We start from the raw sequence: 21,745 nt of genomic DNA on the forward strand, positions 1-21,745 counted from the left end.
GCCGCAGTGCCCGACAGGTCCGGGCAGTGATCGCAACGAGAGGACTGACCCCCGCCATGCCGATCTGGTTCGCCTACACGATGATCACGTTGCTGGTCATCACCAGCGTGCTGCTCGTCCTGCTGATCCTCCTGCACCGCGGTAAGGGCGGCGGGTTGTCGAGCATGTTCGGCGGCGGCGTCAGCTCCAGCCTGGCCGGCTCGTCCGTGGCCGAGAAGAACCTCGACCGCTACACCGTTCTGGTGGGAATCGTCTGGTTCGCCTGCATCATCGGGCTCGGGCTCTGGCTGCGGTTGCAGATGGCCAACGGCACCTGAGTCGGCGCTGAGAAGCGTACAATCTGCGCGCGGTCCGTCACGGACCGCGCGCAGTTTTGTTTCTCCGCGCGTCGCCCGTCGCCCACCCCCTCCGGCGGCGGTCCCCTCCGACGACAGGGAGCGAGCAACCGTGCCCAGCAACAACGTCATCCGCGGCACCCGGATCGGGTCCGCCCCCGAGCGCTTCGACCAGCGCGTGGAGCCCGCGCCGCGCCGCCCGGTCGTCTACTGGTGCCGCCACGGGCACCGGGTCGAGTTCCTGATCGCCGCCGAGGCGGAGACGCCGGCCACCTGGGAGTGCCCCCGCTGCGGCGAGCCGGCCGGCCCCGACCCGGGCGACCCGCCGGGCCGCCAGCGCGCCGAGCCCTACAAGACCCACCTGGCGTACGTGCAGGAGCGGCGCACGCCGGAGGAGGGGGAGGCGCTGCTCGCCGAGGCCCTCGACGCGCTGCGCCGACGTCGTGGCCGCGCCTGAGCCGAGGCGTTAAGAAGGGGCCCCTTCTCTACCGGAGACGTTAAGAAGGAGCCCTTCCTTACACCTCAGCGGAGGCTGCGCAGGCGCGGCGGCACGTTGGCCGCCGCGGCCCGGTCGAGCAGCCAGAGCGTACGGGAGACGCCCTGCACCCCGGCGGCCGGCAACTGCACCGGCCCGGCCCCGGCCAGCGCCATGCCCACCGCCCGGGCCTTGTCCGCCCCGGCGGCGATCAGCCACACCTCCTCGGCCGTGTTGATCGTCGGCAGGGTCAGCGTGGTACGCACCGGCGGCGGCTTCGGGCTGCCCCGTACCGCGCTGACCGGGCGGTTGTCGTGGTGCACCGGATGCTCCGGGAACACCGACGCCGCGTGCCCGTCCTCGCCGACGCCGAGCATCAGCACGTCGAAGTGGGGCACGATCGCGTTCCCGGGCCGGGCGGCGGCGGCCAGCTCCCGCGCGTACCCGGCGGCGGCCGCCTCCGGGTCGTCACCGGCCGGGCCGTCGGACGCCGGCATCGGGTGCACCCGGGCCGGGTCCAGCGGCACCGCGTCCAGCAGCGCCGCCCGCGCCTGCGTCTCGTTGCGCTCCGGGTCGCCGGCGGGCAGGAACCGCTCGTCGCCCCACCACACGTCGACCCGGGACCAGTCGACCGCGTCCCGGGCGGGCAGCTGCCCGACCGCCCGGTACACCGCAGCGGCGATCCGCCCGCCGGTCAGCACCACCGACGCCTGGCCGCGCTCGGCCTGCGCGTCGAGCAGCTTCACCACCAACCGGGCCGCCACCGCCTGCGCCAGCAGGTCGGGGTCGGCGTGTACGGCGACACTCGCCTCAGTCATCCGTCGAGCCCTCGTGTTCCGACCGCCCACCGGCGGTCACCTGTGCTTCCGGCCACCCGGTCCGGGCGGTCACTCGTTCGCGGTCGCGCCCGCGTGCGCGGTCACGCCGGCCTCGGCCCGCTGGGCGGTCGCCGGATCCTTCCACACGTGCACCCGCTGGGCCGGCCGCTGGTCGAGTCCGGTGATCCCGGCCGCAGCGCCGAGCGCCTCCGCGTACACCTGGTCGGCGTCGAGCCGCCGCAGCTCCTCGGCCAGTTCGTCACCGAGCGGCCGGCGGACCAGCGGCAGCGTGCGGTCCTCCTGCCCGGTACGCCGGAACACGGCGATGCTGTCGTCGCGGGTCAGCGTCAGCTCGTCGCCGTTGGCGCAGCGCAGCTGCACCTGACGCATGCGCGGGAACTCGTCGGTCCGCTCCCAGGTCGGTTCGATGCCGAGCCGGGCCTTGAGCCACCCGCTCATCAGCGCGGCCGTCGGGTCCGACGGGGGCGCCACCACGCTGGCCTCGGTGACCCGGGCCTGGGTGGTGTCGAACGCGCCCGCCACCAGCGTGCGCCACGGGGTGATCCGGGTCCACGCCAGGTCGGTGTCGCCGGGGGCGTAGTCGTGGGCCCGCTGCCGCAGCGCGGCGATCGGGTCGGCCGCCTGCGCCGAGTCGGTGATCCGCCGGTCGGCCACCACACCGAGGAAGTCGGTGGCGATCTCCTCCGGCGGCTCGCCGTGCCACCACGTCACCACCGGTACGTCCGGGACCAGCAGCGGCATCACCACGGATTCGGCGTGCAGCGCGAGCCGCCCGTACATCCGGGTCACCACCGCCTCGCACGGCCCGAGCCGGCCGCCCACGACGATCTCCGCGTCCAGCCGGTTGCGGTCGCGCTCCACGTCGGAGCGGACCACCACGAGCAGGCGGCAGGGGTGCGCCGCCGCGGCGATGGTGGCGGCCGCCTCGGCCTCCCGGACCCGCTTCTCGTCCACCACCACGATCAGCGTGAGCGCCATGCCACTGGCCACCCCGCCCGCGCTGCGCCGTTCCGCGGCCAGCGCCTTGACCACCTCGTTGCCGGTGGTGTCCCACAGCCCGATCAATGGAGCCTCCTGGTTCGCTCGCAGTGCTCGCTCACGCTCTCCGCCAAGCCCGGCCCTCGCGGGCCAGCATCTCGTCGGCGGCCCGGGGTCCCCACTCGCCGGCCCGGTACGGCTCCGGCGTCGTGCCCTCCCAGGCGTGTTCCAGCGGGTCGACGACCTGCCAGCTCTGCTCGACCTCGGCGGCGTCCGGGAACAGCGTCCGGTCGCCGATCAGCACGTCCAGCACGAGCCGCTCGTACGCCTCGGGGCTGGACTCGGTGAACGCCTCGCCGTACTGGAAGTCCATCGCGATGTCGCGGACCTCCATCGTGGTGCCCGGCACCTTGGAGCCGAACTTCAGCACCACGCCCTCGTCCGGCTGCACGCGGATGACGAGCTGGTTGGGACCGAGGGACTCCATGTCGGCGGCGTTGAACGGCAGGTGCGGCGCCTTCTTGAACATGATGGCCACCTCGGTGACCCGCCGGGGCAGCCGCTTGCCGGCCCGGATGTAGAACGGCACCCCGGCCCAGCGCCGGTTCTGGATGCCCAGCTTCACCGCCACGTACGTCTCGGTGGTGGAGCCCGCCGGGACGCCCTCCTCCTCCAGGTAGCCCTTGGCGCGCTCGCCGCCCACCCAGCCGGGCAGGTACTGGCCCCGCACGGTGTCCTCGGAGACGTCGTGCGGCACGGTGATCGCCTTGAGCACCTTGAGCTTCTCGGCACGGATCTCGTCGGCGTCGAAGCTCGTCGGCTCCTCCATCGCGACCAGCGCGAGCAGTTGGAGCAGGTGGTTCTGGAGCACGTCACGGGCGGTGCCGACGGAGTCGTAGAAGGCGGCCCGGGTGCCGATGCCGACGTCCTCGGCCATGGTGATCTGCACCGAGTCGACGTACTTGGAGTTCCACAGCGGCTCGAACAGGTTGTTCGCGAACCGCAGCGCCAGGATGTTCTGGACCGTCTCCTTGCCCAGGTAGTGGTCGATCCGGAACACGTCCTGGCGGGTGAAGACGTCGTCGACCAGGTCGTTGAGCGCCTTGGCCGAGGGCAGGTCGTTGCCGAACGGCTTCTCCACCACCACGCGGCGCCAGCCGCCGGACCTGTCGTTGTCGGCCATGCCGGTGCGGGCGAGCTGCTTGAGCACCACCGGGAACGCCGCCGGGGGGATGGAGAAGTAGAAGGCGGCGTTGCCGGCGATGCCGTGCGAGTCGCGCAGCTCGTCGAGCGTGGCGGCGAGCTGGTCGAACGCGGCGTCGTCGTCGAACGAGCCGCCGACGAACTTGATGTTGCCGGCCAGCCGGGCCCACACCTCCTCCCGCCACGGGGTACGGGCGTGCTTCTTGGCCGCCTCGTGCGCCACCGACTCGAAGTCGCCGTCGCCCCAGTCCCGGCGGGCGAAGCCCAGCACCACGAAACCGGGCGGCAGGAGCCCCCGGTTGGCCAGGTCGTAGACCGCCGGCAGTAGTTTCTTGCGGGCCAGATCGCCGGTCACCCCGAAGATCACCAGGGCACACGGCTCGGGGATCCGGGGCAACCGCCGGTCCTGGACGTCGCGCAGCGGGTTCACCGGGCCACCTCCTCCTGCGTCTCGGTCCGCTGATTCCAGGTCATTGATCGTCACGTGCGTGTCCGTCCGGCCGTATCCAGCAGCTGGGCGACGCCAGCCGCCCGCTTGGTCAGGTGCAGTCGCAGCACCGGTCGTTCCCGGCCGGCCAGGGCCCGCCGGTCACCGGCGGCCTGGGCCGCCTGGAGCTGCGCGAAGGTGTACGGACGACCGGGCACTTCCAGATCATCGGTGACCGCACCGGTGATCTGGAGGTGCCGGCCGCGGGTGTCCGTGTGCTCCGGCCGGCGCGGTCCCCAGGTGAAGGTGACCGGCCGCCGGGTGTGCCGTGCCAGCAGCGGGCGCAGCCCGGCCAGCGCCGCGTCGGCCCGCGGGTCGAGGTACGCGGTGACCGCGAGGTGTTCCCGTTCGCCCAGCTCGTCGAGCAGCCAGCACAGCGCGCCGGTCAGGTCGGCCGGCGCGCCGCTCGGGGCGTACACCTCGATCGCGTCCTCCACCGACGACGGCGGCCCGCTGTCCGCCTCGTCGTCGGCCGCCGCGGCGGCGGGCGCCGCGAACGGGTCGGTCCGCAGCGTCACCGCGGCGGTCGCGGCGGCGTAGGTCCAGGTGAGCAGGTGCGCGCCGAGCGGCCCGTTGACGGCGACGTCGGCGGCCACGCCCGGGCCGACGCCCGCGCCGAGGGCGCCGCCGAGACCGACTGTGAGCACGCCCGGCCCGGTGGCGCCGGGGGAGTCGGGGGACTCCACGGCCACCGGCAGGAGCCGTCCGCCGGTGGCGTCGGCGAGCAGCGCCCCCGCCCAGCGGCCCAGGCCGTCGAGTCCGGTGCCGTCGGGGACCAGCGCTACCGTGTGCCGGCCCTCGCCGGGCGCCGCGCCCAGGGCCGCGCCGAGCGCGAGGCCCGGATTGTCCCGGTCCCGGTCGAGCGCGGCGGTGAGCGCCTCCGCCTCGTCCAGCACCTCGGCGACCGGCGCGCCGGCCAGCGCCGCCGGGACCACGCCGAACGCGGTGAGCGCGGCCCACGGCCCGGCCACGCCGGGCTCGGCCGGGAGCACCACCGCGCCCAGCTCGTCGGCGCGCGCCGCGAGGTCCGTGCCGGGCTCGGTGACCACCACGACGTGCCGGGCGGCATCCGGGCCCTCGTCCGCCCACGCCTGCCGGTAGGCCCGCAGGTGGGCGTCGGTGGTCCGGTCCAGGCCGTGCCGGGCGGCGAGCACCAGGAGGGTACGCGCCGGGCGGTCGGCGAGTGCGGCCCGGACCGGCCCCGGATCGGCGGTGTCGAGCACCGTCACCGGCCGGCCCAGGCATTCGGCCAGCACCTCGGCGGCGAGCGTGTCGTCGGGGGCGCCGGCCAGCACCACGTGGTCCAGGTCGCTCAGCTCGGCGGCCAGCTCGGCGAGCTGGGGGAGCAGGTCCCGGCTGCGCCGGTGGGCGTGCAGCCAGCCCAGCCGGTCGAGGGCCGCCGACTCGGCGGCGGGCCCCCAGAGGGCCGGGTCGGCGGCGGCGAGCCGGGCCGGGACGTCGTGGGCGACGAGCGTGGCGCGCGCCGACGCGCCCAGGGCGTCCGCGCCGCGCACGGCCAGACCGGCGGCCATGTCGGCCCGCCCGGCCAGCAGGTCACTCACGGTGCCGCCCCTCACCCAAACCACGGTACGGCGCGACGCGCCCCGGGGCCGGGCCCCGGGACGCGTCGGACGCCGTCTGTCACGCGTTGCCGCCGGCCTGCTGCGCCGCCTGCGCGTTCTTCCCGGCGGCCCGGTGCGGGCTGCCCGAGCCCTTGGCCGCCTCGGCGAGGGACTTCTTGACCCCCTCCAGCAGCTCCACCCAGCTCGCCTCGAACTTCTCCACGCCCTCGCGCTCCAGCGTGGCGATCACGTCGGACAGGTCAACGCCCACCGCCAGCAGGTCGGCGAAGACCTGGCGGGCGTCGTCGTACGCGACGGTGACGGTGTCCGGCTTCGTCTCGCCGTGCTCGGCGTAGGCGTGGATCACCGGCTCCGGCATGGTGTTGACGGTGCCGGGCGCGATCAGCTCCTCGACGTAGATGACGTCCCGGTAGTCCGGGTTCTTCGTCGAGGTGGAGGCCCACAGCGGGCGCTGCGGGTGGGCGCCCGCGTCGGCGAGCTTCTGCCAGCGCGCCGAGGAGAACACCTCGCCGTAGCGCTCGTACGCCAGCCGGGCGTTGGCGACAGCGGCCTTGCCGCGCAGCGCCTTGGCCCGGTCCGAGCCGATCTTCTCCAGCCGCTTGTCCACCTCGGTGTCGACCCGGGAGACGAAGAACGAGGCGACCGAGCCGATCTTCGACAGGTCGTGCCCGTTGGCCTGCGCCTGCTCCAGGCCGGCCAGGAAGGCCTCCATCACCTGCGAGTACCGGTCCAGGCCGAAGATCAGCGTGACGTTGACGCTGATCCCCTCGGCCAGCGTCGCGGTGATCGCGGGCAGGCCCTCCTCGGTGGCCGGGATCTTGATGAACAGGTTCGGCCGGTCGACCAGCCACCACAGCGCCTTGGCCTCGGCGACGGTCTTCGCCGCGTCGTGCGCCGAGCGCGGGTCCACCTCGATCGACACCCGGCCGTCCACGCCGCCGCTGGTCTCGTACGACGGGCGCATCACGTCGCAGGCCCACCGCACGTCGTACGTGGTGAGCATGCGGACCGCCTCCTCGACGTCCACACCACGTACGGCGAGGTCACGAAGCTGCCAGTCGTACTCGCCGGCGTCGCTCAGCGCCTTGGCGAAGATCGTCGGATTGGTGGTCACCCCGGCTACGTGGCTGTCCCGGCGCAGCTTGTCCAGCCCGCCGGAGCTCAGCCGTACCCGGGAAAGGTCGTCGAGCCAGATCGCCACCCCGGCGCCCTGGAGCTCCTTCAGCCTGTCCGTCATGCCGTCCACGCTCCCCTCAGTTGCCGGTCGTGAAACCGGTGATGTCGCCCACCCGGGTCAGCGCCGCGTGCGCGGCGGCCACGATCCGGTCGGGGGTGAACCCGAACTGCTCGAAGAGCACGGTGTGCGGCGCGCTGGCGCCGTAGTGCTCGATGCTCACGCACTCGCCGCTGTCGCCGACGATCGCGCGCCACGACATCGCGATGCCCGCCTCCACGCTCACCCGTGCCTTTACCCCGCGCGGCAGCACCGACTCCCGGTACGCCTCGTCCTGCGCGAAGAACCACTCCTGGCAGGGCATGGAGACGACCCGGGTGGGGGTGCCGTCGGCCTCCAGCCGCTCCCGTGCGGTGAGGCAGAGCTGCACCTCGGAGCCGGTGCCGACGAGGATCACCTGCGGCTTGCCGTTCGACGCCTCGGCCAGCACGTACCCGCCCTTGGCGACGCCCTCGGCGCCGGCCAGGTCGGTGCGGTCGAACGTCGGCAGCGCCTGGCGGCTGAGCGCCAGCGCGGTCGGCCGGTCGGTGTGCTCCAGCGCCTGCCGCCACGCCCAGACCGTCTCGTTGGCGTCGGCCGGGCGCACCACGTCCAGGCCGGGGATGGCCCGCAGCGCGGTCAGGTGCTCGATCGGCTGGTGCGTCGGGCCGTCCTCGCCGAGGCCGATCGAGTCGTGCGTCCAGACGTACGTCACCGGCAGCTTCATCAGCGCGGCCAGCCGCACCGCCGGGCGCATGTAGTCGCTGAACACCAGGAACGTGCCGCCGTACGGGCGGGTGCCGCCGTGCAGGGCGATGCCGTTGAGGATCGCGCCCATGGCGTGCTCGCGGATGCCGAAGTGCAGCGTGCGGCCGTACTCGTCACCGGGGAAGTCCTTGGTGGCGTGCGCGGCCGGGACGAACGACGGCTCGCCCTTCATCGTGGTGTTGTTGCTCTCGGCCAGGTCGGCCGAGCCGCCCCACAGCTCCGGCAGCACCGGCGCCAGGGCCTCCAGGATCTTGCCGGAGGCGGCCCGGGTGGCGACGCCCTTGGCGTCCGCCGGGAAGGTCGGCAGCGCGTCGGTCCAGCCGGTCGGCAGCGTACGGGTGGCCATCCGGTCCCACAGCGCCTTGCGCTCCGGGTTGGCCTGCGCCCAGGCGTCGAACCCGGTGGTCCACTCGGCCTGCTCCTGCGCGCCACGCTCCAGCACCTGACGGGCGTGCTTGAGCACCTCCTCGTCGACCTCGAAGGTGCGCTGCGGGTCGAAGCCGAGGATCTCCTTGGTGGCCTTCACCTCGTCCGCGCCGAGCGCCGAGCCGTGGATCTTGCCGGTGTTCTTCTTGTTCGGCGCGGGCCAGCCGATGATGGTGCGCAGCGCGATGAACGACGGCCGGCCGGTCTCCGCCTTGGCGGCCAGCAGCGCCTGGTACAGCGCCTCCACGTCCTCGTGGTAGTCGCCCTGGTCGGCGTCGCCGCTGCGCCAGTCGACGGTCTGCACGTGCCAGCCGTACGCCTCGTAGCGGGCCGCCACGTCCTCGCTCTTGGCGATGCGGGTGTCGTCCTCGATCGAGATCTCGTTGTCGTCGTAGATCACGCAGAGGTTGCCGAGCTGCTGGTGACCGGCGAGCGCGCTGGCCTCGTGGGTGATGCCCTCCTCGATGTCACCGTCGGAGGCGATGCACCAGATGTCGTGCCGGAACGGCGAGTCGGCGCGGTCCGGCTCGGGGTCGAACAGGCCGCGCTCGCGGCGGGCCGCCATCGCCATGCCGACCGCGTTGCCGAGGCCCTGGCCGAGCGGCCCGGTGGTGGTCTCCACGCCCGGGGTGTGGCCGTGCTCCGGGTGACCCGGGGTGAGCGAGCCCCACTGGCGCAGCGCCTTGAGGTCGTCCAGCGACAGCGGGTAGCCGGAGAGGAAGAGCTGGATGTAGAGCGTCAGGCTGGAGTGGCCGGCGGAGAGCACGAACCGGTCGCGCCCGGCCCAGTTCGGGTCGGCGGGGTTGTGCCGCATGACCCGGTTGAAGAGCAGGTACGCCACCGGGGCGAGGCTCATCGCCGTCCCCGGGTGGCCGTTGCCGGATTTCTCCACGGCGTCCATGGCCAGCACGCGGACCGTGTCGACGGCCCTGCGGTCGAGGTCGGACCAGTTGAGAGCGGGAAGCTCGGGTCGGTTGGCAGCCACGATGGTTGTGCTCCTCGGCAGATGGGCGGAACCCTCACTGATGACCCTATCGAGCGGTGCTAAACGTCCGCCCGGGGATCTCAGCATGCTGTTCTGTACGGATCGCGGACGTCCGGTCGTTCAACCCCAGGTGTGACGGCTCGCACCGTTGCCGGGTCTGCGGGGCAGCCAAAACGACGCCGCGTAGTGTGTGGGGCGGTGTGTGGACCTCGACGGGTCCGGGCCGAACGACCTCCCCCCGCCGATGCCGGAAGGTGGCAATCCGTGAGCATGATCACCGAGCGCCCCGTCAGCAACCCTGCCGGGCAGCCGCCGGTGGGCGCGGTGGCGGAGGCGCCGGCGAGCGGCCGGCGGGACGTACGCGCCGTGGTGGCGGCGTACGTGGCGCTGACCAAGCCGCGGATCGTCGAGCTGCTGCTGGTCACCACCGTTCCGGCGATGATGCTCGCGGACGGCGGCATGCCGTCGCTGTGGCTGGTCGCCGTCGTGCTCGTCGGCGGCTCGCTCGCGGCCGGCGCGGCGAGCGTCCTGAACTGCTACATCGACCGGGACATCGACCAGCTCATGCGGCGCACCAAGCGCCGCCCACTGCCCGCGCACACGGTTTCGCCGCGCAGCGCGCTGATCTTCGGTCTGGTGCTGGCAGCCGTCTCGGTGGCGCTGATGGCGGCGACCACCAACTGGCTGGCGACGGTGCTGACGCTCGCCGCGATCGCCTACTACGACCTGGTCTACACGCTGTGGCTGAAGCGGACCACCGCCGCCAACACGTTCTGGGGCGGCATCTGCGGGGCCGCGCCGGTGCTGATCGGCTGGGCCGCCGTCACCGGCTCGCTGGCGCCGGCCGCGTGGGGCCTGTTCGCCGTGGTCTTCTTCTGGCAGATGCCGCACTTCTACGCGCTGGCCATCAAGTACAAGGCCGACTACGCGCGCGCCGGCGTGCCGATGCTGCCGGTGGTGGCCTCGGTCCGGCGGGTCAACGCCGAGATCATCGGGTTCTCCTGGCTGACCGTGCTCTCCTCGCTGGCGGTCTGGCCGCTCGGGATGAGCCCGATCTACGGTGTCACCGCGCTCGTGGTCGGCGGGATCTTCCTCGTCGAGGCGCACAAGCTGTGCCGTCGCGCGACGCGCGGCGAGGCGGTCAAGCCGATGCGGCTGTTCCACTGGTCCACCACGTACCTCACGATCCTCTTCGCGGCCGTCGCGCTCGACGCGCTGCTCTGACGCGCCCGTCCGGCGGTTCATCAGAAATTTTTTTCGGGCTTCCCCGGAGGGGTCCAACCCGGACAGATTGTGACGATCTCGCCCGCCCGCTTCGCCCAGATATAAGCGACATATGCAGGCGAATTACCTGTGGTTCTTCTTAAACCGGCGGGTAATTGGCATCACATTCAGTTCATGGTTCTCGCACATCCGGGTGGAACTCTGCTTAGGCTTCGCGTCATGGCAGATGGTTCCGATACGACGCTGACGGCTGACAAGACCGCGGAGCAGGCCCCCAACGGCCTGGTCGCGGGCATCAAGTCGTTCGCCGCCGGACACGGCGGCGCGAAGGCGGTCATCGAGTACGTCGGCAAGCGCGGCGCACGGATCGTCCTCGTGGGTTCCGACGGGGTATGGGCAGACCAGTTCGCCGACGGCACCGACGTCGCGCGGCAGGCCTGCGCGAAGGCCGGGGTCGACGTCGAGAACGCCTGGGAGCGTGAACTGATGGACCAGATGCGTCCGAGCAACGACCTGTGGCGGTCGATGGCCCGGCGCACGATGGCCCGTTGACATAACCGAATGACCAACCACCACCAGTCGACCCGGGGGAGACCCCGGGTCGCTTTCGTCACCTGCGCCGAGCTGCCCGACCTCGACCCGGACGACCGGCTCGCGCTCGGCCCGCTCGCCGCCCGCGGGGTCACCACCGAGATCGCGGTCTGGGACGACCCGGCCGTCGACTGGTCCGGGTACGACCTGGTCGTGATCCGCTCCCCGTGGGACTACGCGCGGCGGCGCGACGAGTTCGTGGCCTGGGCGCGTACCGTGCCGGCCCTGGTCAACCCGGCCGACGTGGTCGCCTGGAACACCGACAAGCGCTACCTGTCCGAGCTTTCCGCCGCCGGAGCGCCCACCGTGCCGACGCAGTGGGTCGAGCCCGGGCGGGAGTGGACCCCACCGGCGGGCGGCGAGTACGTGATCAAGCCGGCGGTCAGCGCCGGCAGCCAGGACACCGGCCGCTACGACCTGACCGACAGGGAGCACCGGGAACTGGCGGTGGCCCACGTACGGCGGCTCTCCGACGCCGGGCGGGTCACCATGGTCCAGCCGTACCTGGAGGCGGTGGACACCGCCGGGGAGACCGCGCTGCTGTTCCTGGCCGGGCCCGACGGCCTGGCGTTCAGCCACGCGATCCGCAAGGGTCCGATGCTGACCGGGCCGGACCTGGGCGAGGCCGCGCTCTACAAGGAGGAGCGCATTGACGCGCGCACCGCCACCGCGGAGCAGCGCGCGGTGGCCGAGAAGGTGCTGGCAGCCGTGCCGGGCGGCCCGGACCGGCTGCTCTACGCCCGGGTCGACCTGATCCCCGGCCCGGACGGCACGCCGGTGCTGGTCGAGCTGGAGCTGACCGAGCCGAGCCTGTTCGTCGGGTACGCCGACGGCGCCCCGGACCGGCTCGCCGACGCGGTGCTCACCCACTTGACCCCCCGCGCCTGACCCGTCCCGCCTGGCTGTGGCTGTGGCTGTGGCTGTGGCTGTGGCTGTGGCTGTGGGCCTGGCGGTGGCCGTGGCCGTGGCGAGCGTGCCGGCCCTGGCGGCGTCCGGGCTTTGGCAGCGGGCCCGGGACCGCGACCCTCCCGGCTGCGGACGCACCTCGCCGACCCACCCAACGCGGTGCACGCAACGCCAGGCTGTCTCAGGGCTCGAGGCACCCACGGTGTTCCACTCGCTGTCTGCCGGGGCCCTGGGTGGAACGGCATGGGTGTCTCAGGGCTGTCCAGGCACCCATGGTGTTCCACTCGCGATCCGTCCGTGCCGTGAGTGGAACGCCATGAGTGGCACGAGGGGGCGCGTTTCCACTCGGGCTGGCGGCGCGTTTGCCGGCCGTCGCCGCCATCGTGGCGTCGGCGGCTTTCGCCGGGGCCCACCGGGCAGCGTCTTCGATACCATCAGCGCGCGCTGCTCGGCCTGCACGTCGCCAGGCTGCTGCACCGCGACGGCGATCTCTGGGTGCTGATCGTCGCGTACGCGGTCAGCAACGGCAGCTTGGTCATGCTGGCTGTCACCACCGACGCCGGCCCGGCTGAACCGGAGCCGCCGGAGCCGCCGGTGCCGCCCGCGCCGCCGGGAGGTCAGTCGCGGTCGCTGTGGTTACGTGCCCAGCGGCCGCCGATCGGCGGCGTGTCCAGCCGCAGCGCGGCCTCGGTGCCGGCCAGGTCGTTGTCCTCGAACGCGCACGAGACGCAACTGCCCGCCTCGGTGACCCAGATGCCGTACGCCTGGGTGTCGGCGTCCCGGTGCCAGATCCGGTTGCCGCGCACGGTGGCCGAGTCGAACGGCGCGGCGATGGTGATGCCGCCGCAGGCCGGCGGGCCGTCCGGCAGCTCGTACCTCGTGCCCGGCCCCGGGGTGGCCTCGTTCCAGCCGGTGGTGCCGTCCGGGCGTACCTCGGCCAGGGAGAGCCGGGTGGCGCTGTTGTCGGACACCACCGCGTCCCGTGAGCCGACCCGGACCACCTTGCCCCGGTGCCCGCCGTCGGGCCAGTCCGCGTTGCCGTCGGTGAGCTCGCGCGGGCCGTAGCGCACCGCCTCGCCGGAGCCGGAGCAGGCCGGGGCGGAGCGGCGGCCGTTGTCCCGGATCCGGTTGCCCACGATCGAGGTGTCCAGCATCGGCCGGTCGATCCGGATGCCGTCCAGCGCGTTCTCCCGGATGTCGTTGTCCTGGATCACCACGTCGGCCGCCGCGCCCCGGTAGCCGTGGCCCAGGTCGTGCTCGTGGTAGCCGAAACCGCCGTTGCGGCTGATCCGGTTGCCCTGCACGGTGTACGGGCCGGGGGTGTTGCCCATGCTGATCCCGTCGCCGACGTTGGCGTCGATCACGCAGCCGGTGAGCAGGCCGCCGCGCCCGGCCACCCCGGCGGTGCCGTTGCCGGACACGTCGAAGCCGGCCTCCAGGTTGTTGGTCATGGTGCAGCCGGAGACGATCAACCCGTCGGCGCCCCAGTCGGAGATGCCGAACCGGTTGGCCTGGCTGTGGCAGCCGATGATCCGGAAACCGCGCGGTGGGGTCCAGTAGTCCTTCTGCAACTCCAGGAAGATCCCGTTGGTGCCGTTGCCGATGGTGGTGCAGTTGGCGATGGTGAGGCGCTCCACGTCGCCCCAGCCGCCGATACCGACGCCGATCCCGGCGCCGCCCATCTGGTCGCCGTTGTCCAGCCGGCCGCACCCCACCACGACCACGCCGTCGATCAGGCTGTCCTGGAGGAAGTCACAGCCCAGGCCGGTCGCCCCGGTGTGGTGGATGTAGAGGTTGCGGAACACGCCGCGCACCACGTACTGCAGGCCCAGCCCCTTGGCCAGGTAGTCGTAGGAGGTCTGGGCGACCCCGGAGCCGTCGATCTCGAAGTCGGCGAACGTGCAGTCGGCGATGTGCCGGTCCCGGTCCGCGCCGTGCTGCACGGTGGTCCAGTACGCCAGCGGGACCGGTGCGCTGCGGTCGCCCTCGTTGCTGAGCAGGAACCGGGTCGCGGCCGGTCCGGCGCCGATCAGCGAGACACCGCTGCGCCAGACGGTGCCGGCGTCGCGGATCGAGTACAGGCCGGGCGGACAGTAGATCACCCGGGCCCGGCCGTCGGCGTCGTACCCGGCGCCGAGCCGGTCCACCAGGGCCGCCAGCGCCGGCTGGTCGTTCGTCACCCCGTCGCCGGTGAGGCCGTGCTCGTGGGCGTCGCACCACAGCGGCGCGCCGGCGACCGGCGTCAGCCGTTGCGGCGTGGTGGTGGCGAGGCTCTTGCGCGGCACCGGGAACTCCCCTCGGGCGTACGGTCCGTGGCCCGGACCGCTTTCCCGTTCCCGTCGCGCGATAACGCCCGCTCAGGCGCCGGCGCCCACCGGCTCGGCGACCGGCTCGGCCGGGGCCGGCGGGGCGGCCGGCAGCCGCTCCCGGGTCGCGAACAGGACGCCGAGCGTGGCCAGCAGCACCAGGCAGGAGCCGAGCATGTGCGCGCCGACGAGCACGCCGGGCAGGTGGGTGAAGTACTGGACGAAGCCGATCACGCCCTGGCCCAGCTCGATCGCGATCAGCACCGCGGCGGCCCGCGCCGCGCGCTCCGCGCCGACCGCCCGGAACGCGAAGTACAGCGCCACCGAGAGACCGATCAGCAGGAAGACGCCGTCGGCGTGCACCTGCGAGATCTGCGTCGGGTCCAGGCTGTTGCGGGCCGCGCCGCGGTCGCCGGCGTGCGGGCCGCTGCCGGTCACCCAGGTGCCGACCACCAGCACCGACGCGCTCACCGCCGTGGTGATCCAGGCGAGGGTACGCAGCGGCGCCGGCACGGTCGGGCTGACCGGCCCGTCCGGCTCCTTGATCCGCCGCCAGAGCGCGTACGCGGCGGCGATGACCGCCATCGAGGCGAGGAAGTGCAGCCCGACCACCCACGGGTTGAGGTTGGTCAGCACGGTGATGCCGCCGATGACCGCCTGGGCCGGGATGCCGAACAGCACGCCGACGGCCAGCGGGAGCAGCCCGCGCCGGCGGGGACGGTGGGCCAGCACGGCCAGCACGACGGCGAGTGCGATGATCCCCACCGCGAAGGTGAGCAGCCGGTTGCCGAACTCGATCACCCCGTGCACGCCCATCTCGGCGGTCGTGGTGTAGGAGTCGTCGGTGCACCGGGGCCAGGTGGGGCAGCCGAGGCCGGACGCGGTGAGCCGGACGGCCCCGCCGGTGACCACGATCGCGACGTTCGCGATGATCGAGGCGAGCGCGAGGCGGCGCAGCAGCGTGGACGAGACCGGGAACCGGACGGAACGCTTCACGGAGCGAATCCTACGCACCGTAGTTGATCCCGATCGGGTGACTCCGCAACCCCGGTGGTCGGAATCACCGGACCCGGGTTTGCGGGCCCCGGACGATTTACGTAACGTTGCCGTTGTGAAAAACGCGGCGGCGCTGTCCCGGGCGTCGGTGACCGGTGCGGTCACCGACGGTTCGCGGTCGCGTCGTGGCACCCGGCACGTCGAGCGGGAGTCCGCTCCGGCCGACCTGTCGACCCGTGACCGGGTCACCCAGCTCCTGCTGGAGCGGGGCGCCACCACCGCAGCGCAGCTCGGCTCGGCGCTCGGCCTCAGCCCGGCCGCGATCCGCCGGCACCTCGACGCCATGCTCGCCGACGGCGACGTGGTCGCCCGCGACCAGGTCGTGCGCGGCAGCCGGGGGCGGGGCCGGCCGGCCAAGGTCTTCGCGCTCACCGAGGCGGCCCGGGGCCGCTGCGGCACCCACCACTACGACAACATGGCCACCGCCGCGCTGCGGTGGATCGCCCGTACCGGCGGCGCCGAGGCGGTCGCGGCGTTCGCGGCCGAGCAGGTCTCCGCGCTGGAGACCCGCTGCCGGGCGGCCATGGAGGACGCGGGAGACGCGCCGCTCGCGCGGGCCGAGGCGCTCGCCGGGGCGCTCACCGCCGAGGGTTACGCTGCCAACGCGTCCACGATCGCGCCCGGCGGCCAGCTCTGCCAGCACCACTGCCCGGTGGCGCACGTGGCCGCCGAGTTCCCTCAGCTGTGCGAGGCCGAGACCGAGGTCATCTCCCGTCTGGTCGGCACCCACGTACAGCGCCTGGCCACCATCGCGCACGGCGACGGCGTGTGCACCACGCACATTCCCGCCCAGTCCGGTTCCACCGTCACCACTGTGAGGACAGATAGATGACCGAGCAGATCGTTCAGCCCCTGACCCAGGAGGAGCAGCTCGCGGCCCTCGGTCGTTACGAGTACGGCTGGGCCGACCCCGACGTCGCCGGGGCGTCCGCCCAGCGCGGCCTCAGCGAGGCGGTGGTGCGGGACATCTCGGCCAAGAAGAACGAGCCGGCCTGGATGCTCGACCTGCGGCTCAAGGGCCTGCGGCTGTTCGGCCGCAAGCCGATGCCGAACTGGGGCGCCGACCTCACCGGGATCGACTTCGACAACATCAAGTACTTCGTGCGGTCCACCGAGAAGCAGGCCACCTCCTGGGAGGACCTGCCCGAGGACATCAAGAACACCTACGACAAGCTCGGCATCCCGGAGGCGGAGAAGCAGCGCCTGGTCGCCGGTGTCGCGGCGCAGTACGAGTCCGAGGTGGTCTACCACCAGATCCGTGAGGACCTGGAGGAGCAGGGCGTCGTCTTCCTGGACACCGACACCGCGCTCAAGGAGCACGAGGACCTGTTCAAGGAGTACTTCGGTACGGTCATCCCGGTCGGCGACAACAAGTTCGCCGCGCTGAACACCTCCGTCTGGTCCGGTGGCTCGTTCATCTACGTGCCGAAGGGCGTGCACGTGGACATCCCGCTGCAGGCCTACTTCCGGATCAACACGGAGAACATGGGCCAGTTCGAGCGGACGCTGATCATCGTCGACGAGGGCGCGTACGTGCACTACGTCGAGGGTTGCACCGCGCCCATCTACTCCTCCGACTCGCTGCACAGCGCGGTCGTGGAGATCATCGTCAAGAAGAACGCCCGGTGCCGGTACACGACCATCCAGAACTGGTCGAACAACGTCTACAACCTGGTCACCAAGCGTGCCGTGTGCCACGAGGGCGCGACCATGGAGTGGGTCGACGGCAACATCGGCTCCAAGGTCACCATGAAGTACCCGGCGGTCTACATGACCGGCGAGCACGCCAAGGGCGAGGTGCTCTCGGTGGCCATGGCCGGCGAGGGCCAGCACCAGGACGCCGGCGCCAAGATGGTGCACGCCGCGCCGCACACCTCCTCGACCATCGTGTCGAAGTCGATCGCCCGGGGCGGCGGCCGCACCTCGTACCGCGGTCTGGTGCAGGTGCTGGAGGGCTCGACCAGCAGCAAGAGCACGGTCAAGTGCGACGCGCTCCTGGTCGACACGATCTCCCGCTCCGACACCTACCCGTACGTCGACATCCGCGAGGACGACGTGTCGATGGGGCACGAGGCGACCGTCTCCAAGGTCAGCGAGGACCAGCTCTTCTACCTGATGAGCCGGGGCCTGAGCGAGGACGAGGCGATGGCGATGATCGTGCGCGGCTTCATCGAGCCGATCGCCAAGGAGCTTCCGATGGAGTACGCGCTGGAGCTCAACCGCCTGATCGAGCTGCAGATGGAGGGCGCGGTCGGCTGACGCCGGCCCCCGTCCTCCGCCTCACCTGACACCTCGTCGCAGAACACAAGGAAGAGATGACTACCCAGGCTTCCGCGCCGCCCACGACCAAGTCGCAGGCGCTCCGCTCGTACGACGTCGCCGACTTCCCGGCCCTGACCGGCCTGGAGGAGGAGTGGCGCTTCACCCCGCTCAAGCGCCTGCGCGGCCTGACCGGGTCGGCGCAGGGCGCGACCGGCGCGGTCCGGCACGAGTACGGTGACCTGCCCGAGGGCGTCACCGTCGACCGGATCGGCCGGGACGACCCCCGGGTGGGCAGCGTGCTCACCCCGTTCGACCGGGTCAGCGCGCTCGCGTACGGCGGGGCCGACCGCGCGCTGCTGGTGCGGGTCGCCCGCGACGCGGTGGTGGAGGCGCCGGTGCGCCTGCGGGTGGTCGGCGAGAACGCCGAGGCGCTCGCCTTCGGCCACACGTTCGTCGAGGTGGACCGGTTCGCCGAGGCCACCGTGGTGATCGAGCACGTCGGCTCGGCCACGCTGGCCGACAACGTCGAGGTGTCGGTGGGCGACGGGGCGAAGCTGACCCTGGTCACCGTCGCCGACTGGGCCGACGACGCGGTGCAGGCGCAGCACCTGAAGGTGCGGCTGGGCCGCGACGCCCGGATCCTGCACGTGCAGGTCAGCCTCGGCGGCGACCTGGTCCGGCAGTACACGTCGGTGGAGTACACCCAGCGCGGCGGCGAGGCCGAGCTGTACGGCGTCTACTTCGCCGACTCCGGCCAGCACCTGGAGCACCGGCAGCTGGTCGACCACACCGTGCCGGACTGCCGCAGCAACGTCGGCTACCGGGGCGCGCTGCAGGGCGACGACGCGCACACGGTCTGGGTCGGCGACGTGCTGATCCGCGCCGAGGCCACCGGCACCGACACGTACGAGATCAACCGGAACCTGCTGCTCACCGACGGCGCGCGGGCCGACTCCGTACCCAACCTGGAGATCGAGACCGGCGAGATCGCCGGCGCCGGGCACGCCAGCGCGACCGGCCGGTTCGACGACGAGCAGCTGTTCTACCTGATGGCCCGGGGCATCCCGGAGGCCGAGGCGCGGCGCCTGGTGGTGCGCGGCTTCTTCGCCGAGCTGATCAACAAGATCCCGGTCGAGGACCTGCGCGAGCGCCTCGGTGACGCCATCGAGGCCCGGCTGGCGAAGGCCGGCGCCTGATGCTCAAGATCTGCTCCACCGAGGACGTGCCGAAGGGCACCGCGATCAGCGCCGACGTGGACGGCGTGCAGGTCGCGATCGTGCACGGCGAGGACGACGTGTTCTACGCGGTGCACGACGAGTGCTCGCACGCCGCCGTGGCGCTGTCCGAGGGCGAGGTCGAGGGCTGCACGCTGGAATGCTGGCTGCACGGATCCCGTTTCGACCTGCGTACCGGTGAGCCCACCGGGCTGCCCGCGACCGAACCCGTACCCGTCTATTCCGTCGAAGTCCGCGACGGCGACATCTACCTTTCCGTGGACGGCGACGGCCGTCCGCTGCCGAGCAATGGAGTGACCCGCTGATGAGCACCCTGGAGATCCGCGACCTGAAGGTGTCGGTCAAGCTGCCCGAGGGTGAGCTCAAGCCGATCCTGCACGGGGTCGACCTGACCGTGCGCTCCGGCGAGACGCACGCCATCATGGGCCCGAACGGCTCCGGCAAGTCGACGCTGGCGTACTCGATCGCCGGTCACCCGAAGTACGAGATCACCGGCGGCGAGGTGACCCTCGACGGCGAGGACGTGCTGTCCATGTCCGTCGACGAGCGGGCCCGCGCCGGTCTCTTCCTGGCCATGCAGTACCCGGTCGAGGTCCCCGGCGTGTCGGTGGCCAACTTCCTGCGTACCGCCAAGACCGCCATCGACGGTGAGGCGCCGAAGCTGCGCACCTGGGGCGGCGAGCTGCGCGGCGCCATGGAGCGCCTCCAGATGGACCCGGCGTTCGCCCAGCGCAACGTCAACGAGGGCTTCTCCGGCGGCGAGAAGAAGCGGCACGAGATCGTGCAGCTGGAGCTGCTCAAGCCGAAGATGGCGATCCTCGACGAGACCGACTCCGGCCTGGACGTGGACGCGCTGCGCGTGGTCAGCGAGGGCGTGAACCGGGTACGCGACACCGGTGACACCGGCCTGCTGCTGATCACCCACTACACGCGCATCCTGCGTTACATCAAGCCCGACTTCGTGCACGTCTTCGTGGCCGGCCGGATCGTCGAGCAGGGCGGCCGGGAGCTGGCCGACAAGCTCGAGGAAGAGGGCTACGAGCGCTACGTCGCCGGAGCCGGCGCGGCACGGGCCTGACCTGCCATGACCTCGATGGCCATCCCGGCGGGCATGCCGCAGTACGACGACGTGCCGCGCTTCGACGTGGCGAAGGTGCGGGCCGACTTCCCGATCCTCGACCGGGAGGTCAACGGCCACCCGCTGGTCTACCTGGACAGCGCCAACACCTCGCACAAGCCGCGGCAGGTGCTCGACGTGCTCGCCGAGCACTACGCGCTGCACAACGCCAACGTGTCGCGCTCGGTGCACACGCTGGGCACCGAGGCCACCGAGGCGTACGAGGGCGCGCGGGCGAAGATCGCCGCGTTCATCAACGCGCCGAGCGTGGACGAGGTGGTGTTCACCAAGAACTCCACCGAGGCGATCAACATCGTGGCGTACGCCTTCTCCAACGCCTCGCTGCGCGCGGACGGCGACCCCCGGTTCCGGCTGGGCCCCGGCGACGAGATCGTGATCTCCGAGATGGAGCACCACTCGAACATCGTCCCGTGGCAGCTGCTGGCGGAGCGCACCGGCGCGACGCTGCGCTGGTTCCCGGTCACCGACCAGGGCCGGCTCGACGAGTCCGGCCTGGACGACCTGGTCACCGAGCGGACGAAGATCGTCTCGCTGGTGCACATGTCGAACATCCTCGGCACCGTCAACGCCACCTCGCGGATCACCGCGCGGGTCCGCGAGGTCGGCGCGCTGCTGCTGCTCGACTGCTCGCAGTCGGTGCCGCACCTGCCGATGGACGTGGTCGACCACGACGCCGACTTCATCGTCTTCACCGGGCACAAGATGTGCGGCCCGACCGGCATCGGCGTGCTCTGGGGCCGGGGCGAGCTGCTCGCCGCGATGCCCCCGGTGATGGGCGGCGGCTCGATGATCGAGACGGTGACCATGGGCGGCTCGACGTTCGCCGCGCCGCCGGCCCGGTTCGAGGCGGGCACCCCGCCGATCGCCGAGGCGGTCGCGCTCGGCGCCGCGGTGGACTACCTCACCGCGATCGGCATGCCGGCCATCCAGTGGCACGAGAAGGAGCTGACGGCGTACGCGCTGGACGCCCTCGCCACCGTGCCCGGCCTGCGGATCTTCGGCCCGACGGTGCCGGTGGGCCGGGGCGGGACGATCTCGTTCGCGCTCGGTGACGTGCACCCGCACGACGTCGGGCAGGTGCTCGACTCGCTCGGCGTGCAGGTGCGGGTGGGCCACCACTGCGCCCGGCCGGTGTGCACCCGGTTCGGGGTGCCGGCCACGACGCGGGCGTCGTTCTACCTCTACACCACCACCGCGGAGATCGACGCCCTGGTGGCGGGTCTGGAGCGGGTGCGGAAGGTGTTCCAGTGATGCAGCTCGAATCCCTCTACCAGGAGATCATCCTGGACCACTACAAGCACCCGCACGGCCGCGGCCTGCGGGACGCGGCAGACCCGGCCGCCCGGGTCGGCGAGGCGCACCACGTCAACCCGACCTGCGGCGACGAGATCACCGTGCGGGTGGCGACCGACGGCACGGTGTTCACCGACATCTCGTACGACGGGATGGGCTGCTCGATCAGCCAGGCGTCGGCGAGCATCCTGCACGAGCTGCTGCGCGGCAGGGCCGCGAGCGACGCCGCGGTGGTGCACGAGGCGTTCGTGCAGTTGATGTCCGGGCGGGGCCAGGTCACGCCGGACGAGGACGTGCTCGGAGACGGGGTGGCGTTCGCGGGTGTCGCGCGCTACCCGGCCCGGGTGAAGTGCGCGCTGTTGTCGTGGATGGCGTTCAAGGACGCCGCGGCACGCGCCGGGGTGGGCGTGAGCCCGGAGGTGAAGGCATGAGCGACGAGAAC

The 21,745-nt window shown here is 72.3% G+C and carries 20 protein-coding genes; 12 read left to right on the forward strand and 8 right to left on the reverse strand.

The features are described 5' to 3' along the window. The first annotated feature begins 56 nt into the window (after positions 1-56). Entirely contained in the window at positions 57-317 is a 261-nt protein-coding gene (secG, locus tag BAW75_RS11385; RefSeq protein ID WP_043329626.1) for a preprotein translocase subunit SecG, read from the forward strand. Positions 318-447: 130 nt separating this feature from the next. After that, a complete protein-coding gene (locus BAW75_RS11390) occupies positions 448-792 on the forward strand; it encodes an RNA polymerase-binding protein RbpA (RefSeq protein WP_018788218.1) in 345 nt (114 codons plus the stop codon). Positions 793-857: 65 nt separating this feature from the next. On the opposite strand, the gene pgl is transcribed toward BAW75_RS11390, so the two are convergent. From pgl to tkt, 6 genes are all read right to left on the reverse strand, one after another. Next, positions 858-1,628, reverse strand: coding sequence for a 6-phosphogluconolactonase (pgl, locus tag BAW75_RS11395; protein WP_104113555.1), 771 nt, complete (start codon positions 1,626-1,628; stop codon positions 858-860). 69 nt (positions 1,629-1,697) lie between these two features. Next, a complete protein-coding gene (locus tag BAW75_RS11400; protein WP_043329629.1) occupies positions 1,698-2,714 on the reverse strand; it encodes a glucose-6-phosphate dehydrogenase assembly protein OpcA in 1,017 nt (338 codons plus the stop codon). A gap of 31 nt (positions 2,715-2,745) precedes the next feature. Continuing rightward, positions 2,746-4,260, reverse strand: a complete 1,515-nt coding sequence (zwf, locus tag BAW75_RS11405) for a glucose-6-phosphate dehydrogenase (protein ID WP_043329630.1) — start codon at positions 4,258-4,260, stop codon at positions 2,746-2,748. 50 nt (positions 4,261-4,310) lie between these two features. Next, positions 4,311-5,879, reverse strand: coding sequence for a glucose-6-phosphate isomerase (locus BAW75_RS11410; RefSeq protein ID WP_104113556.1), 1,569 nt, complete (start codon positions 5,877-5,879; stop codon positions 4,311-4,313). Between the two features lie 79 nt (positions 5,880-5,958). Then, entirely contained in the window at positions 5,959-7,137 is a 1,179-nt protein-coding gene (tal, locus tag BAW75_RS11415; RefSeq protein WP_104113584.1) for a transaldolase, read from the reverse strand. A gap of 16 nt (positions 7,138-7,153) precedes the next feature. Further along, a complete protein-coding gene (tkt, locus tag BAW75_RS11420; RefSeq protein ID WP_104113557.1) occupies positions 7,154-9,292 on the reverse strand; it encodes a transketolase in 2,139 nt (712 codons plus the stop codon). 264 nt (positions 9,293-9,556) lie between these two features. Between tkt and BAW75_RS11425 the strand changes: the two genes are divergently transcribed. The 3 genes from BAW75_RS11425 (at position 9,557) to BAW75_RS11435 (ending at position 11,995) form a co-directional block, all read left to right on the forward strand. Further along, positions 9,557-10,516, forward strand: a complete 960-nt coding sequence (locus tag BAW75_RS11425) for a heme o synthase (protein WP_043329632.1) — start codon at positions 9,557-9,559, stop codon at positions 10,514-10,516. Positions 10,517-10,735: 219 nt separating this feature from the next. Continuing rightward, positions 10,736-11,068: a hypothetical protein gene (locus tag BAW75_RS11430; protein ID WP_013287454.1), complete on the forward strand. Its 333-nt coding sequence runs from the start codon at positions 10,736-10,738 to the stop codon at positions 11,066-11,068. A 9-nt stretch (positions 11,069-11,077) separates the two neighbouring features. Continuing rightward, positions 11,078-11,995 carry an ATP-grasp domain-containing protein gene (locus BAW75_RS11435; protein WP_069089090.1) on the forward strand — a complete coding sequence of 306 codons (918 nt, stop codon included), beginning with the start codon at positions 11,078-11,080 and terminating at the stop codon, positions 11,993-11,995. 635 nt (positions 11,996-12,630) lie between these two features. Here the strand turns inward: BAW75_RS11435 and BAW75_RS11450 are convergent. Both BAW75_RS11450 and BAW75_RS11455 read right to left on the reverse strand, forming a co-directional pair. Beyond that, positions 12,631-14,298, reverse strand: a complete 1,668-nt coding sequence (locus tag BAW75_RS11450) for a right-handed parallel beta-helix repeat-containing protein (RefSeq protein ID WP_069089091.1) — start codon at positions 14,296-14,298, stop codon at positions 12,631-12,633. 72 nt (positions 14,299-14,370) lie between these two features. Continuing rightward, on the reverse strand, positions 14,371-15,333 hold the full coding sequence (locus tag BAW75_RS11455; RefSeq protein WP_208635232.1) for a COX15/CtaA family protein: 963 nt from the start codon (positions 15,331-15,333) through the stop codon (positions 14,371-14,373). Positions 15,334-15,541: 208 nt separating this feature from the next. On the opposite strand from BAW75_RS11455, the gene BAW75_RS11460 reads away from it, so the two are divergent. From BAW75_RS11460 to sufU, 7 genes are read left to right on the forward strand one after another with little or no spacing between them, the layout of a single operon-like run. Then, the gene (locus tag BAW75_RS11460) at positions 15,542-16,207 is read left to right on the forward strand and encodes a helix-turn-helix transcriptional regulator (RefSeq protein WP_244206086.1); all 666 of its coding nucleotides are present in this window, start codon (positions 15,542-15,544) and stop codon (positions 16,205-16,207) included. Further along, positions 16,204-17,634, forward strand: a complete 1,431-nt coding sequence (gene sufB, locus BAW75_RS11465; protein ID WP_013287447.1) for a Fe-S cluster assembly protein SufB — start codon at positions 16,204-16,206, stop codon at positions 17,632-17,634. Before BAW75_RS11460 ends, sufB begins: the two co-directional genes overlap by 4 nt. Positions 17,635-17,690: 56 nt before the next feature. Beyond that, on the forward strand, positions 17,691-18,833 hold the full coding sequence (gene sufD / locus BAW75_RS11470; RefSeq protein WP_069089093.1) for a Fe-S cluster assembly protein SufD: 1,143 nt from the start codon (positions 17,691-17,693) through the stop codon (positions 18,831-18,833). Beyond that, the gene (locus BAW75_RS11475; protein WP_064445305.1) at positions 18,833-19,177 is read left to right on the forward strand and encodes a non-heme iron oxygenase ferredoxin subunit; all 345 of its coding nucleotides are present in this window, start codon (positions 18,833-18,835) and stop codon (positions 19,175-19,177) included. Before sufD ends, BAW75_RS11475 begins: the two co-directional genes overlap by 1 nt. Beyond that, entirely contained in the window at positions 19,177-19,950 is a 774-nt protein-coding gene (gene sufC / locus BAW75_RS11480; protein WP_064445306.1) for a Fe-S cluster assembly ATPase SufC, read from the forward strand. The genes BAW75_RS11475 and sufC overlap by 1 nt, the downstream gene beginning before the upstream one ends. 6 nt (positions 19,951-19,956) lie before the next feature. Continuing rightward, on the forward strand, positions 19,957-21,261 hold the full coding sequence (locus tag BAW75_RS11485; protein WP_064445307.1) for a cysteine desulfurase: 1,305 nt from the start codon (positions 19,957-19,959) through the stop codon (positions 21,259-21,261). Continuing rightward, positions 21,261-21,734 (forward strand): Fe-S cluster assembly sulfur transfer protein SufU, encoded by a 474-nt coding sequence (sufU, locus tag BAW75_RS11490; protein WP_064445308.1) that lies wholly within the window; start codon positions 21,261-21,263, stop codon positions 21,732-21,734. The genes BAW75_RS11485 and sufU overlap by 1 nt, the downstream gene beginning before the upstream one ends. The last annotated feature ends 11 nt before the right edge of the window (positions 21,735-21,745 follow it).

Source organism: Micromonospora chalcea, from assembly GCF_002926165.1.
Classification (GTDB): Bacteria; Actinomycetota; Actinomycetes; order Mycobacteriales; family Micromonosporaceae; genus Micromonospora; species Micromonospora chalcea.

Bases quoted from the DNA above. Each gene is read 5' to 3' on its own strand.
- secG (WP_043329626.1), top strand. From the start codon at position 57: ATGCCGATCTGGTTCGCCTACACGATGATCACGTTGCTGGTCATCACC.
- pgl (WP_104113555.1), bottom strand. From the start codon at position 1,628: ATGACTGAGGCGAGTGTCGCCGTACACGCCGACCCCGACCTGCTGGCG.
- tal (WP_104113584.1), bottom strand. From the start codon at position 7,137: ATGACGGACAGGCTGAAGGAGCTCCAGGGCGCCGGGGTGGCGATCTGG.
- BAW75_RS11430 (WP_013287454.1), top strand. From the start codon at position 10,736: ATGGCAGATGGTTCCGATACGACGCTGACGGCTGACAAGACCGCGGAG.
- BAW75_RS11435 (WP_069089090.1), top strand. From the start codon at position 11,078: ATGACCAACCACCACCAGTCGACCCGGGGGAGACCCCGGGTCGCTTTC.
- sufB (WP_013287447.1), top strand. From the start codon at position 16,204: ATGACCGAGCAGATCGTTCAGCCCCTGACCCAGGAGGAGCAGCTCGCG.
- sufD (WP_069089093.1), top strand. From the start codon at position 17,691: ATGACTACCCAGGCTTCCGCGCCGCCCACGACCAAGTCGCAGGCGCTC.
- BAW75_RS11475 (WP_064445305.1), top strand. From the start codon at position 18,833: ATGCTCAAGATCTGCTCCACCGAGGACGTGCCGAAGGGCACCGCGATC.
- sufC (WP_064445306.1), top strand. From the start codon at position 19,177: ATGAGCACCCTGGAGATCCGCGACCTGAAGGTGTCGGTCAAGCTGCCC.
- BAW75_RS11485 (WP_064445307.1), top strand. From the start codon at position 19,957: ATGACCTCGATGGCCATCCCGGCGGGCATGCCGCAGTACGACGACGTG.
- sufU (WP_064445308.1), top strand. From the start codon at position 21,261: ATGCAGCTCGAATCCCTCTACCAGGAGATCATCCTGGACCACTACAAG.